We start from the raw sequence: 15,304 nt of genomic DNA, 5'->3' as shown, positions 1-15,304 counted from the left end.
TCGCAGTCTGACTCCCGGATATAAATGAATGGCATTCGGAGTTTATCTGAATTCGGTAACCCGAGATGGGCCCCTAGTCCAAACAGTGCTCTACCTCCATCATTCTCAATTCCGAGGCTAGCCCTAAAGCTATTTCGGAGAGAACCAGCTATCTCCAAGTTCGTTTGGAATTTCTCCGCTACCCACACCTCATCCCCGCACTTTTCAACGTACGTGGGTTCGGTCCTCCAGTGCGTTTTACCGCACCTTCAACCTGGACATGGGTAGATCACATGGTTTCGGGTCTACGACTACATACTCATTCGCCCTATTCAGACTCGCTTTCGCTGCGGCTCCGTCTCTTCGACTTAACCTCGCATGCAATCGTAACTCGCCGGTTCATTCTACAAAAGGCACGCCATCACTCATTAACGAGCTTTGACTTGTTGTAGGCACACGGTTTCAGGATCTATTTCACTCCCCTTCCGGGGTGCTTTTCACCTTTCCCTCACGGTACTGGTTCACTATCGGTCACTAGGGAGTATTTAGCCTTGCGGGATGGTCCCCGCGGATTCCGACGGAATTTCTCGTGTTCCGCCGTACTCAGGATCCTCCTAGGTGTTGTCAGCATTTCGTCTACGGGGCTTTCACCCTCTTTAGCGGAATTTTCCAAATCCTTCAACTATACTAACAGACTACCATATTGGAGTCCTACAACCCCAACAAGCAAGCTTGTTGGTTTGGGCTCTTCCCGTTTCGCTCGCCGCTACTCAGGGAATCGAATTTTCTTTCTCTTCCTGCAGGTACTAAGATGTTTCAGTTCTCTGCGTCTACCTCTAATCAGCTATGTATTCACTGAAAAGTAATATCCTATAAAAGATATTGGGTTCCCCCATTCGGAAATCTCTGGATCATAGCTTACTTACAGCTCCCCAAAGCATATCGGTGTTAGTCCCGTCCTTCATCGGCTCCTAGTGCCAAGGCATCCACCGTGCGCCCTTATTCACTTAACCTTATCAACCTTACGGTTGGGTCTTGATCACTTCTTCTAGCGATAGAAGGTTAATCAATAAATAAGCAATTGAACTTATTAAAAAACTCATTCAACGCGGTGTTCTCGGTTTGTTTTGATTCTTTTTACTTCAATATCCAGTTTTCAATGAACGAATCTGATAGCAAAAGCTATCAATGGAGCCTAGCGGGATCGAACCGCTGACCTCCTGCGTGCAAAGCAGGCGCTCTCCCAGCTGAGCTAAGGCCCCGAATTTATTTGATTGAGAGTAGACCTCTCAAAACTGAACAAAGTAAAGACGAAATGTGTATTTCCGTAATATTCCTTAGAAAGGAGGTGATCCAGCCGCACCTTCCGATACGGCTACCTTGTTACGACTTCACCCCAATCATCTATCCCACCTTAGGCGGCTGGCTCCAAAAAGGTTACCTCACCGACTTCGGGTGTTACAAACTCTCGTGGTGTGACGGGCGGTGTGTACAAGGCCCGGGAACGTATTCACCGCGGCGTGCTGATCCGCGATTACTAGCGATTCCGGCTTCATGCAGGCGAGTTGCAGCCTGCAATCCGAACTGAGAGAAGCTTTAAGAGATTTGCATGACCTCGCGGTCTAGCGACTCGTTGTACTTCCCATTGTAGCACGTGTGTAGCCCAGGTCATAAGGGGCATGATGATTTGACGTCATCCCCACCTTCCTCCGGTTTGTCACCGGCAGTCTCGCTAGAGTGCCCAACTAAATGATGGCAACTAACAATAAGGGTTGCGCTCGTTGCGGGACTTAACCCAACATCTCACGACACGAGCTGACGACAACCATGCACCACCTGTCACTTTGTCCCCGAAGGGAAAGCTCTATCTCTAGAGTGGTCAAAGGATGTCAAGACCTGGTAAGGTTCTTCGCGTTGCTTCGAATTAAACCACATGCTCCACCGCTTGTGCGGGCCCCCGTCAATTCCTTTGAGTTTCAACCTTGCGGTCGTACTCCCCAGGCGGAGTGCTTAATGCGTTTGCTGCAGCACTGAAGGGCGGAAACCCTCCAACACTTAGCACTCATCGTTTACGGCGTGGACTACCAGGGTATCTAATCCTGTTTGCTCCCCACGCTTTCGAGCCTCAGCGTCAGTTACAGACCAGAGAGCCGCCTTCGCCACTGGTGTTCCTCCATATATCTACGCATTTCACCGCTACACATGGAATTCCACTCTCCTCTTCTGCACTCAAGTCTCCCAGTTTCCAATGACCCTCCCCGGTTGAGCCGGGGGCTTTCACATCAGACTTAAGAAACCGCCTGCGCTCGCTTTACGCCCAATAAATCCGGACAACGCTTGCCACCTACGTATTACCGCGGCTGCTGGCACGTAGTTAGCCGTGGCTTTCTGGTTAGATACCGTCAGGGGACGTTCAGTTACTAACGTCCTTGTTCTTCTCTAACAACAGAGTTTTACGATCCGAAAACCTTCTTCACTCACGCGGCGTTGCTCGGTCAGACTTTCGTCCATTGCCGAAGATTCCCTACTGCTGCCTCCCGTAGGAGTCTGGGCCGTGTCTCAGTCCCAGTGTGGCCGATCACCCTCTCAGGTCGGCTATGCATCGTGGCCTTGGTGAGCCGTTACCTCACCAACTAGCTAATGCACCGCGGGTCCATCCATCAGCGACACCCGAAAGCGCCTTTCACTCTTATGCCATGCGGCATAAACTGTTATGCGGTATTAGCACCTGTTTCCAAGTGTTATCCCCCTCTGATGGGTAGGTTACCCACGTGTTACTCACCCGTCCGCCACTCCTCTTTCCAATTGAGTGCAAGCACTCGGGAGGAAAGAAGCGTTCGACTTGCATGTATTAGGCACGCCGCCAGCGTTCGTCCTGAGCCAGGATCAAACTCTCATAATAAAAGTTAGAACAATCTTGCGATTGTTAAGCTCAATTTGTTTGCTAGCATATTGCTTGCTTATTAAAAATGTTTGTTGTCTTGAATTGAATCAAGACGCCCTACACATTTGGTTCGTCTATTCTTTGTTCAGTTTTCAAAGGTCTACGTTACCTCGCAGCAACTTTTATATCATAACAAACTTTCGTTTGAATGTCAAGAACTTTTTTGAAAAAGTTTTTTAAGTTGTTTTGCTCGGTCGTTGCCGTCTGTTGTGACAACTTCTATATCTTATCATTATCTCAGTTGTTTGTCAACAACTTTTTAAAACTTTTTTGTTATTTTATAACAAGTTTTTTTGATCAAACGATTGATTTAAAAGCAATCTCTTTAACGACTTTGTTATTCTAACATGTTATTTATCTTTTCGTCAAGAAAAATTTTTAACTTTTTAAAACTTTTTTCTTAACGAACTGTTTGTCAGAACAGATATTAATATACCAAGGATTTTTCTAAAACGCAACTATTATTTTGCAGAAAAATAACATTTTTTTCAATTTCGAACGATGAATATTTTCTGCAAAGAAAACATTCGTTTCTTTATCTTATAATCCCTTTTCTCTTACTGAAATGTTCGTTAATCATTCGTAAAAAAAGCAACGTACTTTATTGTACGTTGCTCTCTTCTTTTATTCCAGCGATTGGAATAAAAATTCTAAAGATCGTTCCTTGATGCACTACGCTTTCTGCATCAATACGTCCTTTATAGTTTTCGACTAATTGTTTTGCAATCGATAGACCTAAGCCATTACCACCTTTATTTCTTGCACGGGCTTTATCTACTCGATAGAATCGATCAAATATTTTCTCCAAGTCTTCTTCAGTGATTCCTTCACCAAAATCTTGCACAGCTATTTCAAATTCATTCATCGTTCGAGAAATGGAAATATGCACTTCTTTTCGATCTGTTGAATATTTAATCGCATTATCTAATAGAATAATTAGCAATTGTTCAAAGTGATTACGATAGATTTTCAGTTCAACTTCGGTTGGTAAATCGTCATCTAATGTGATATGAAACTCAGGATAAACCAATTGGAAGTTATTAAATACTTGGTAGACTACTTGTTTAGCATCTGTTCGTTCATTTGCATATTGGGTGTCCACTTGTTCAGCGCGTGAAAGGTCAAGCATTTCTTGGACCAAACTCTTCATACGACTAATTTCTTGTAAACTGGCCTTTAATGATTCATCTAAAATTTCAGGATCGTCTTTCCCCCAACGATTTAAAAGGTTTAAATGGCCTTCCATAATCGCAACGGGCGTTCTTAATTCATGGGAAACATCTTCAACAAACTGCTCTTGTTGTTCGATATAGCGTCTCATACGATCTAACATTTCATTAAAGATTTCCGAGATATCTGCTAACTCATCTCTCGTATTAATCTCCGGCATGTGGACATCTGATTGCGGGTCTTTGCGGATTGTATCCATCGTGTCTCTCAATACTTTTAATGGTTTTAAGAAATAAGAAGAGAGGATAAAGCCTAAGACACTACTTACAATCAGAGAAATCACTTCTAAAACTACAAGTGTTAATAATAAATGATTACGAATTTCATAAAAAGAAGAAAGTTCATAAAACGCTTGAATATAGCCAATCTTTTCTCGTGTTTCTTTTGAAAAAATAGGTTCCACGGAATAAAAACCGGTTTTATCAAAAACAGTTCGAACAACAGGTAATTGTCGATCCAATTGTAATAACTTATCATATTCATTTTGTGTTTTAAAAACTAGCTTTTGGTTTGTGTCATACACAGATAAATAAAGTTCTGGTTGTCCTAGTTCAGATATGAAACTGTCCATTTCCATAAACGAACCTTCTACTGCTGTATGCTTATTATAGTAGTTTTCATCTCTTTCACTCGGCGTTTTTAAATAGTCAAAAACGTCTGTTACCGTTAAATTTTCATTGGCATTAGCTAATCGATTTGTTACTTCTGCAATCGTTGCTTCGACATTTTCCTTTTCTTTGGCAACAATAAGACTGACAGAAGACTTATAGGTAATCACCGCAAAAATGGTAAAAACTACAAATATAAAGAAAGAACTTGCGAAAGCCCACTTTATAGTTAAAGATGGGCCTTCCAGTTCTTTTTTAATCGTTCTTTTCATTAATTAGTTCTCACGAACGCATAACGTAGCCAGTTCCACGGACAGTTTGGATGTAGCTTTCTTCTCCAGGTACGTCAATTTTATTTCGTAAGTAGCGGATATACACATCCACAACGTTTGTTTCTACTTCTGTTTCATAGCCCCAAACTTTATTTAGTAACACATCACGTGCCAAGACAACATTCACGTTTTCCATTAGCGTTAATAGTAATTCGTATTCGCGTTTTGTTAATTCAATCATTTCAGAATTACGACGAACGACACGATTTTCTTTTTCAATTGTTAAGTCACGATATGTAATCGTTGTTTGTTTTGCAACGTTTTTATCGCCCTCAATATCAATACGACGAAGTAACGCACGTAAACGAGCTAACAATTCTTCAATTGCAAATGGTTTAACAATATAATCATCCGCTCCATGGTCTAAGCCAGAAACACGGTCAATTACTGAATCACGCGCAGTCATCATAATAATTGGTGTATTTTTCACTTGGCGAACACGGCGACATACTTCTAATCCATTTAATTCTGGTAACATCAAATCAAGAAGGATAGCATCCCATTCGTTGTTAAGAGCGGCTTCCAATCCTGTACGACCATTGTAGTGTACTTCTGTCGTATACCCCTCATGTTTTAATTCAAGCTCAACGAATCTCGCTAAGTTCTTTTCATCTTCAATAATTAAAATGTTGCTCATTTGATTAATTGTCCTTTCTCTTTAAAAGCTATACTCAAGCTCAACCTTTTTATTCCTTACTACTTATTAGAGAATTACTACTCAATCTATCTGGTTCTTTTTTAAGCCACAGTAAAACCATGAGCATGGTGAGCCACACTCATGGTCTCCAGCGTGTTTATTCTTCGTTGTACCAGCTGTAATGGTAGATTCCTTCTTTGTCTGTGCGTTCGTACGTATGAGCACCGAAGTAATCACGTTGTGCTTGAATTAAATTCGCTGGTAAGCGATCTGAACGATAAGAATCGTAATAAGCAATTGCAGATGAGAATGTTGGTACAGGAACACCTGCTTGAACAGCAATCGCAACAACTTCACGAACGGCTTGTTGATATTTTTTCGTAATTTCTACAAAGTATTCATCTAACAACAAGTTTTCAAGTGCTGGATTTTTTTCATATGCATCGGTAATTTTTTGTAAGAATTGTGCACGGATAATACAACCTGCTCGCCAGATTTTTGCAATTTCACCAAATGGTAAATCCCATCCGTATTCTTCAGAAGCTGCACGGAGTTGTGCAAAACCTTGCGCATAACTCATTAATTTACTAAAGTATAATGCTTCGCGAATTTTTTCAATCAATTCTTTTTTATCGCCTGCAAAGTTAAAGGCTGCAGGTTTTGATAAAATGCCACTTGCTTTTACGCGTTCTTCTTTGTAAGCCGAAATAAAACGTGCAAATACTGATTCTGTAATTAATGGTAATGGTACACCAAGATCTAACGCACTTTGGCTTGTCCATTTACCTGTTCCTTTGTTGCCTGCTGCATCAAGAATAACATCAACGATTGGTTGGTCGGTTCCTTCATCATCTTTACGTGTCAAAATGTCAGCCGTGATCTCGATAAGGTAACTGTCTAATTCGCCTTCGTTCCATTCTTTGAAAATCTCTGCCATTTCATCAACAGATAAACCTAAGATTTGTTTCATTAAATCGTAGGATTCAGCAATTAATTGCATGTCCCCATATTCAATCCCATTATGAACCATTTTTACATAATGTCCAGCACCATTTGGGCCAATGTAAGTCACACATGGTTCACCGTCTTCTGCTTTAGCTGAAATTTTTTCAAGAATTGGCGCAACTAACTCATACGCTTCTTTTTGTCCGCCAGGCATGATAGATGGTCCTTTCAAGGCTCCTTCTTCTCCGCCAGAAACGCCAGTACCAATAAAGTTAATTCCTGAGTTTGCTAGTTCTTCATTACGTCGCATTGTGTCTTTGAAGAACGTATTACCGCCATCAATTAAGATGTCGCCTTTATCAAGGTGTGGTAACAATTCTTGGATTGTCGCATCTGTTGCAGGTCCAGCTTTAACCATCAACATAATTCGACGAGGTTTTTCAATTGCATTCACAAATTCCTCAATTGAGTATGTTGCTTGAAAGTTTTTGTCAGGATGTTCTTCAACCACTTCTGTTGTTTTTGATCCTGTACGGTTATACAGCGCAACTGTATAGCCTCTGCTTTCAATGTTTAAAGCAAGATTTTTCCCCATGACAGCCATGCCGACTACGCCAAATTGTTGTTTTGTCATTTTATGACCTCCTATATTATAATCAACGAAAATTCTATGAGCATTCTCTTATAATCCTCACTATTATAACGCACTATCTTTCATATGAAAACAATATAGTGCCAATAAATTTCCAATTTCTTCATATTTTCTTAAAAAAATACAAATCCCCTAGGCTCCATGGTTAGCCTAGGGGATTCAACATTTCAAAAAATGTTTTTATGCTTATGCTTCTTTAGACATTACGTCTTTTCCATCGTAGTGACCACATGCTGGACATACGTGATGGCTTTTTTTCATTTCACCACAGTTTGAGCATGCATTTAAGCCTTTGATTGTTAATTTGTAGTGTGTGCGACGTTTTGCTTTTTTCGCTTTAGAAGTTCTTCTAGCTGGTACTGCCATTGTTGTTCCACCTCCTTGTAAAGATGCGTGTATTTACATACACAATATATTCCAACCTAGCTGTTATCTTCCTCTTCAGCATTATCGCTGAGTAATTCTGATAGTTTAGCCAGACGAGGATCCACTGTTTGTTCTGCTGCTTTCTGCTTACTTTCCAAATATGCTTCTTCTGAAATCACTTCCCAGTCATTGCCACTTGGCATTTCTTGACTGTTTTGTTCTTCTTCTGTAAGCACTTGAATTGGAATGGACAATAGAATGTTGTCTTCGACAGATTCATCTAAATCAATTGTTGGCTTGTCCAATAAAATAATCTCTTCAGCTGCAAATCGTTCATCTCTTGTATCCATTTGTTCTTTTGTCATAAAGACTTCATCGACCGTGATTTGCATTGGCAAAGCTACAGGTTCTAAAGAACGGGATGAAGGAACGGTTACAGTTACCTGAATAGTGTAATGAAGTAAATATTCTGATTTATTGACTGCTAATAAGCCTTCTACTTTGATTGGACTTACATCCAACAAGGTATCATCTCGTTGAAGAAGCTCTTCTTTAAGATGCAATGTTTCTGAAAACACTAGCGGCTCTTCTTTGTATTTATTTAATTCTAACAAAGACCACTTCATAATTATCACTCCTAAGCAACAAAAGCTATTATACAGGGGTATGAAAGCTTTGTCAATGAAATTTTCTTGACAGCCCTTTCTTATTTCCTGTTTTTCTTTCGTTTTTTTTATAATTGTTTTTCTGTTGAAGATAACTTAGCGCTTATTCAATTAAATAACAAAATTTTTGTGTGAAATAACATAGATAATTTAAAACTAAGACATAATTTTACTATTTGCGCCCAACTCTTTATTTACTGAATACGTGTTTTCTGAACATTTCGTACTACTGTCTTCTTTGTAAAAAAAGCTGAGACAAACTGACGAATCGGTTTGTCCCAGCTTTGCGTCCGAGTACATATTGCTTAAAATCAAATGATTGAATTAATTAGACTTAGATAGCTGTTGTTGCTCCGCGGTAAACAATACCACGACGAGGATCAACAGTAATCACTTCGTCATTATTAATTAATGATGTTGCATCTGCAGCACCTACGATAACTGGAATATTTTGCGCAATCGCTACAACAGCTGCATGAGAAGTTAAACCACCTTCTTCAACAACTAATGCTGATGCTTTTTCAATTGCAGGCATGTATTCTTTATCTGTTGTTTTTGTAACTAAAATAGCTCCTTCAGTCGCTTTAGCAACTGCTTCTTCAGCAGTTCCTGCAACAACGGCTTTTGCAATAATTGCTTCTTCGCCGACACCTTGACCTTGAACTAATTTAGAACCGATCATTTGAATTTTCATTAAGTTTGTTGTGCCTTTTTCGCCAACTGGAACACCAGCAGTGATAATGATTAAATCACCTTCTGAAGCATAACCTTCTTCTTGTGATACTTTTGAAGCTAAATTAAACATTTCATCTGTGCTTGATGGTTTGTCAGCAACTGTTGCGTAAACACCCCATGATAATGATAAGCTACGTGCTTTTTGTTCTGAGAACGTAATTGCAACGATATGTGCTTTTGGACGGTATTTAGAGATCATACGTGCTGTGTGGCCTGATTCTGTTGCCGCAACGATTGTTTGGATACCCAAGTTACGTGCTGTATGGCCAACAGATTGTCCGATTGCTTCAGTCATATCTGTTTTGCTATATAATTTCAATGCGAATGAATCTTGGTTAACTAATGTTTCTTCTGTACGAACTGCAATACGAGCCATTGTTTGAACAGCTTCTAATGGGTAATCCCCTGCTGCAGTTTCGCCTGATAACATTACTGCATCTGTTCCATCGTAGATTGCGTTTGCTACGTCATTTGCTTCCGCACGTGTTGGACGTGGGTTACGTTGCATTGAATCTAACATTTGTGTTGCAGTGATAACTGGTTTACCTAAAGCATTACATTTTTTAATTAAAGCTTTTTGGACAACTGGAACATCTTCTGTTGGAATTTCAACACCCATGTCACCACGAGCAACCATTAAACCATCAGAAACTTTTAAGATTTCATCGATATTATCGATACCTTCTTGGTTTTCGATTTTAGGAATGATTTGGATGTGTGTTGCGTTTTCTTCTTCTAAAATTTTAGTGATTTCTAAAACGTCAGAAGCACGACGAACGAAGCTAGCTGCGATAAAGTCAATTCCTTGACCAATTCCGAAACGGATATCGTTAGCATCTTTTTCAGTGATCCCTGGTAAGTTTACAGAAACGCCTGGTACGTTAACGCCTTTTTTGTTTTTCAAGACGCCTTCGTTTTTAACAACTGTTACGATTTCGTTTGCATCACGGTCGATATCAGTTACTTCTAAATCGATTAAACCATCATCTAAAAGAATGTGTGAACCTACGTTTACATCATTGATTAATTCTGGATAAGTGATTGAGAATTTTTCATTTGTTCCTAAAACTTCTGTCATAGAAATACGTACTGAGTCACCAATTTTCATTGTGATTGCGCCATTTTCCATGTCATTTGTGCGGATTTCAGGACCTTTTGTATCTAGTAAGATCGCTACGCGTTTCCCTGTAATTTTTACAGCTTCACGAATGTTTTTAATACGAGCACCATGCTCTTCGTAGTCACCATGTGAAAAGTTCAAACGGCAAACATTCATACCTGCATTAATTAAGTTTACTAGCATATCAACGGATTCACTAGCTGGTCCAATCGTACATACGATTTTCGTTTTTTTCATTACTAAAACGCTCCTATTCCAAATTTGTTTATACAAAGCTAATAAGATTAGCTAATATACAAGATTAAAAAGAAATTTCATGATTTAACTCATAAAGAGATAAATCTGGTTTGTGTTTATTGTTTTCTAACGTGTCAATAATATCAGCTGCAACTACTTGGTTATCTAACATACCGATACATAAACCGCCTTTGCCTTCTTTTAGAAGTTCAACAGCATATGACCCAAATTTACTTGCTAATACACGGTCACGAGCACTTGGCGAGCCCCCACGAACCACGTGTCCTAAAATTGATACACGCGTATGGAAATCACCGTATTCAGAAAGTTTATCAGCAAATTCATTTCCGCCCATTACGCCTTCTGCTAAAATGATTAAGCAATGTTTTTTCCCGCGGTCGCGGCCTTCTTGAATACGTTTGGCAACGTTTTTCATATCAAAATCATGTTCAGGAATAATGATTTCATCTGCTCCGCCTGCCACGCCTGACCACAATGCGATATCACCAGCGTTACGTCCCATTACTTCGATAACGAATGTACGAACATGAGAAGTCGCTGTATCACGAATTCGGTCAATTGATTCCAAAACAGTGTTAATCGCTGTATCAAAACCGATTGTGAAATCTGTTCCAGGAATATCATTATCAATCGTTCCAGGAATTCCAACAGCGGGGAAACCACGTTTTGTCAAAGCCATTGCGCCATGATAAGAACCGTCTCCACCAATAACAACTAAGCCTTCAATACCGAATTTTTTCAATTGTTCGATTCCTTTTAATTGCCCTTCTTCAGTAGCAAATTCAGGATAACGAGCAGAGTACAAGAATGTTCCACCACGTTGAATCTTATCGCCAACGTCAGCAACATCTAAACGACGGATGTCGCCTGCGACTAAACCGGCAAATCCATAGTTAATACCGTAAACTTCGATTCCATCAAAAATACTTTTGCGTACGACTGCACGAATTGCAGCGTTCATTCCAGGGGCATCTCCCCCGCTGGTTAAAATACCAATGCGTTTCATTCGCTATTTCACCTCATATAATATACTTTCAACTGCCAAAAGAAACCTTTTCGCAAAAATTGATATACAAAAATATTACGTCATTCATTTTACCATTAAAGAACCAAAATGTCTTGAGTTAAGAAGAAAAAAATGAAAAAAGTTGAAAACAACTAGTATTTTTTACCGTAAATCATTTGAAAATGACGTTTTGCTCACCTAAAACGTAAGCTAATTGTTGCTGACTAGCGCTTGTATGAGCGACCCAATTTTCTTCATTTAATACTATTTTCTTTCCTGTTTTTTCAAAATAGACAATCACTGGAATGTGTCCAGCATGACGACTGAGTACCTCTTTCATTTTCTGAAAAACGTCCGTTTGTTCGACATCTTTTGTAATTCTGATAAAACACGTTTCGTCACTAATTGATGTTTCTACTTGTTGCGCTTTTTCTATTCGTTGAACCAATATTTGCAATTCTTGATTGTACGTACTGCGTTCCACTTTTCCTTCCACATAATAAACTTGCCCTTTCTCGACACTCTGTCTTAACTGGCGAAAAACGGTTGGGAACAACGTTAGTGAAATACTTCCTGTTGTATCATCCCCATCAACAAAGGCCATTTGTTCTCCCTTTTTGGTCCGAATCGTCCGAATGTTTTTGACATAAATCAATAATTTCGTGGGCTGATTTTCAACAAGTTCATGAACAAGTTGCGTTTGCTTGGCTAAGCGTGTTTTTTTGAACTCTTCTGTCGGATGTCCTGATAAATAGACCCCTAAATATTGTTCTTCTTGTTCTAGTCGCTCTTCTAGCGGATAATCGGCAATTTCTTCTTCCTTTGGCTTCAATGTTTCTAACAAATCCATACTACCACCGCTGAGAAGAATACTTTGGATATTACTCTCTAAACCTACCGCTAATTGACGGCGATTAGGCGCAATTTCGTCAAATGCACCGATGGCAATCAATGGTTCGATATTTTCAACTTTCAACCACTTACGGTCAATTCGCAAAAGAAACTCATCGAACGTTTTGTACGGTCCATTTTCTCGGCGTTCATTTAAAATATTTTGAATGAAGTCTCGGCGGATTCCTTTTAAAGAACTAAAACCAAATAAAATTTGCTGTTGCTGATTTAGGTAAAAGCTGTAGTGACTTTGGTTAATTGACGGCTGCAAAATCGTCTGCTTGTTTTTTCTAGCTTCGCCAATATATTCTTTAATTTTTGTTGGATTATGACGAACAGAATGCAACAATGCGACATAAAAAGCACTCGGATAATGAACCTTCAAGTAAGCCATTTGAAAACCAATAAAGGAATAGGCAAATGCATGCGAGCGGTTAAAGCCATAATTAGCAAAGCGCTCTATATAATCGTACACTTGGTTAGCTGTCTCTTGAGGATAGCCTTGTTGTAGCGCACCATTAACAAAATGATTTCGTTCTTCATCTAGCACATCTTTTTTCTTTTTACTAATGGCCCGACGTAAAATGTCAGCTTGCCCTAAAGAGAAGCCTGCCATTTTCGCAGCAACTTGCATAATCTGCTCTTGGTAAACAATAATTCCGTACGTATTTTCCAAAATGGGGGCGAGACTAGGCTCTGGATAACTAATTTGTTCCAAGCCTTTTTTCCGGCGGATGAAAACATCAATATTTTGCATCGGACCAGGACGATACAAGGCATTGACAGCAGCAATATCTTCAATGCTAGTTGGCCCTAATTTTCTTAATACATTCCGAATTCCAGCAGATTCAAACTGGAAAACACCACTTGTTTCCCCTTTTCTAAATAAAGCCAGCGTTGTTTCGTCATCTAATGGAATCTGATTTAAACGAATGGTTCGATTATAGACGCGTTTAACAGCTGTGAGGGTATCATCAATGATGGATAAATTTCTTAAGCCCAAGAAATCCATTTTCAGAAGACCAATTTTTTCAACATCATTCATAGTAAATTGGGTCAATAAAATTTCATTCGATCCTGGTTGTAACGGAACCAAATTCAAAAGATTTTCATCACTAATTACCACACCTGCTGCGTGCGTAGAAACATGGCGAGGCAATCCTTCTAGCTGAACAGCTGTTTTATAGAGCAATTGATTATTTGGTGAAAAATTGACCAATTCTTGCATCCGTTTCGACTCTTGGTACGCTTCTTCTAACGTAATTTTCAGCTTGTTGGGGACAGCTGCCGACCAACGATTCGCTTCACTCTGGGACAACCCGAAAACACGTGCAACGTCCCGTAAAACCATTTTCGCAGCCATCGTACCAAACGTGGCAATTTGCGCCATGTGATAATGACCATATTTTTGACTGACATAAGCTAAAACTTCCTCCCGCCGATTATCAGGAATATCTAAATCAATATCGGGCATCGTGTAGCGTTCTGGATTCAAAAAACGTTCAAAAAGCAAATCATATTTGATTGGATCTACATCTGTAATTGATAACACATAGGACACTAAAGAGCCTGCAGCTGAACCTCGGCCAGCGCCTGTAACAATTTGATTGTTATGACAGAAGTCCATCACATCCCAAACGATTAAAAAGTAATCATCAAAGCCCATATTGTGAATGATGGTTAACTCTTTTTCTAATCGTTTTTGGTAAACTTCATTTAGATGAGGCACTCTTTCTGGTAATTTTTCTAAACACAATGTGCGTAAATAAGAACCTGCCGTTTGATTATCAGGCACAGGAAAATGCGGTAATAATTTTTGATGTAAAGGAATGTCAACTCGGCAATTTCCAGCTAGCTGAATCGTATTCTGGACCACTTCTGCACCAGCTATTTGAAGCATTTGTTCCATCGTCGTCTCTGCTTCACGCAAGTAATTCAGACCTTCTATTTCCGGTGTTTGGCTTGTAATATTCAATTGATTATTTTCTTTGATGCTCTCAAGAACAGTTACGGCAAAGCCTTCTTCCCTTGTTAAATGACGTACCTCTTGCAAAGCCACGCCAGGTAATTGTTCTCTTTGGTAAAAAGAAAAGAGCGCTGGATTGCGTTGTTGATTCATTGAAAAAGAATGTTCAACAAATAACGACTGGGGATCAAAATATGAAGCAAGTTGTTGGAAAGCGTGAACCGCTTGTTGTTCATCTTCAAAAAATGTTTGGGCGACTTCTCCTTTGGCTGACAAAGTCACGGCAAATAAATCACTTAATAAGGATTGATGTTCCGCTAAGTAAAAGGGACCCTCTGTCGTCATTTTGCTGCTAGATAGTTGCATTAATTGCTGATACCCTTTTAAATTTTTAGCAAATAAAAGCAACTCGGAATGCCCTTCTTTTTCTGCTGGGGTATATTCTAATCTTAAACCGATAATTGGTTGAATTCCCGCTTCTTGGCATGCTTCATAAAATTCAACCGCCCCATGCAAGACATTGATATCGGTAATCGCTAATGTTTGATAACCTAACGCTTTCGCTTGTTTTACATAGGAACGAATCCTAACCGTACTAGATAAAAGCGAATAGGAAGTAACGGTATGTAATTGTGGAAATGACATTGGACAGCTCCTTTTTGAATCCTTGCTATTTTTTGCCTCTTCTCTTATTTTCCTATCGCGGATTCTTTACTTTTAAAGAAAATATGCTAAACTAAGAGCTAGAAAAGAGGTGCTCATATGCGTTATCTTGTTGTATTTTTCTGGACCTTCGCATTAGGCCAAGTCGTTGGATATATCGGCGGTGCATTATCTGGTGGTTCATACGACTTTAAAATGACAACGATTCTATCGTTGGCAACAGCCGTTATTATTTTATTAATTGCACACTTTGCAGTACCGAAAGAAACCAAACCTGTTAAATAAGAAAAAACCAGTTACTAAAGTT

9 protein-coding genes, 1 tRNA gene and 2 rRNA genes (1 of these 12 only partly in view) are annotated in these 15,304 nt (G+C 39.5%); 1 reads left to right on the top strand and 11 read right to left on the bottom strand.

Annotation, left to right across the window (positions count from 1 at the left end; all coding sequences use genetic code 11):
- The 11 genes from IGJ46_RS03995 to dnaE all read right to left on the bottom strand — a co-directional run.
- A 23S ribosomal RNA gene (locus tag IGJ46_RS03995) occupies window positions 1-992 on the bottom strand; it reaches 1,921 nt to the left of the window's first position.
- A gap of 176 nt (window positions 993-1,168) precedes the next feature.
- Window positions 1,169-1,241: transfer RNA gene (locus tag IGJ46_RS03990), tRNA-Ala, on the bottom strand.
- 79 nt (window positions 1,242-1,320) lie between these two features.
- Window positions 1,321-2,881, bottom strand: a 16S ribosomal RNA gene (locus IGJ46_RS03985).
- The 16S and 23S rRNA genes sit together here with 1 tRNA gene alongside, the layout of an rRNA operon.
- Window positions 2,882-3,524: 643 nt before the next feature.
- Entirely contained in the window at window positions 3,525-5,033 is a 1,509-nt protein-coding gene (locus IGJ46_RS03980) for a HAMP domain-containing sensor histidine kinase (protein ID WP_174090301.1), read from the bottom strand.
- 10 nt (window positions 5,034-5,043) lie between these two features.
- Complete coding sequence (locus tag IGJ46_RS03975) at window positions 5,044-5,730, bottom strand: response regulator transcription factor (protein ID WP_002355954.1); 687 nt, start codon at window positions 5,728-5,730, stop codon at window positions 5,044-5,046.
- 157 nt (window positions 5,731-5,887) lie between these two features.
- Window positions 5,888-7,309, bottom strand: coding sequence for an NADP-dependent phosphogluconate dehydrogenase (gene gndA, locus IGJ46_RS03970; protein WP_002355953.1), 1,422 nt, complete (start codon window positions 7,307-7,309; stop codon window positions 5,888-5,890).
- A 204-nt stretch (window positions 7,310-7,513) separates the two neighbouring features.
- On the bottom strand, window positions 7,514-7,693 hold the full coding sequence (gene rpmF / locus IGJ46_RS03965; RefSeq protein WP_002355952.1) for a 50S ribosomal protein L32: 180 nt from the start codon (window positions 7,691-7,693) through the stop codon (window positions 7,514-7,516).
- Window positions 7,694-7,749: 56 nt separating this feature from the next.
- On the bottom strand, window positions 7,750-8,319 hold the full coding sequence (locus IGJ46_RS03960; RefSeq protein WP_002363429.1) for a YceD family protein: 570 nt from the start codon (window positions 8,317-8,319) through the stop codon (window positions 7,750-7,752).
- Between the two features lie 373 nt (window positions 8,320-8,692).
- Window positions 8,693-10,450, bottom strand: coding sequence for a pyruvate kinase (gene pyk, locus IGJ46_RS03955; RefSeq protein ID WP_002355949.1), 1,758 nt, complete (start codon window positions 10,448-10,450; stop codon window positions 8,693-8,695).
- A gap of 64 nt (window positions 10,451-10,514) precedes the next feature.
- On the bottom strand, window positions 10,515-11,477 hold the full coding sequence (gene pfkA / locus IGJ46_RS03950; protein WP_002355947.1) for a 6-phosphofructokinase: 963 nt from the start codon (window positions 11,475-11,477) through the stop codon (window positions 10,515-10,517).
- A 172-nt stretch (window positions 11,478-11,649) separates the two neighbouring features.
- Window positions 11,650-14,979 carry a DNA polymerase III subunit alpha gene (gene dnaE / locus IGJ46_RS03945; protein ID WP_218391479.1) on the bottom strand — a complete coding sequence of 1,110 codons (3,330 nt, stop codon included), beginning with the start codon at window positions 14,977-14,979 and terminating at the stop codon, window positions 11,650-11,652.
- A 117-nt stretch (window positions 14,980-15,096) separates the two neighbouring features.
- Between dnaE and IGJ46_RS03940 the strand changes: the two genes are divergently transcribed.
- Window positions 15,097-15,282 carry a YjzD family protein gene (locus tag IGJ46_RS03940; protein WP_002355945.1) on the top strand — a complete coding sequence of 62 codons (186 nt, stop codon included), beginning with the start codon at window positions 15,097-15,099 and terminating at the stop codon, window positions 15,280-15,282.
- Window positions 15,283-15,304: the final 22 nt, after the last annotated feature.

The sequence above is a fragment of the Enterococcus sp. AZ120 genome, assembly GCF_050546165.1.
Lineage (GTDB): Bacteria > Bacillota > Bacilli > Lactobacillales > Enterococcaceae > Enterococcus > Enterococcus faecalis.
The sequence above is the reverse complement of the archived record's forward strand: the minus strand, read 5'-3'. Positions and strand labels throughout refer to the sequence as shown.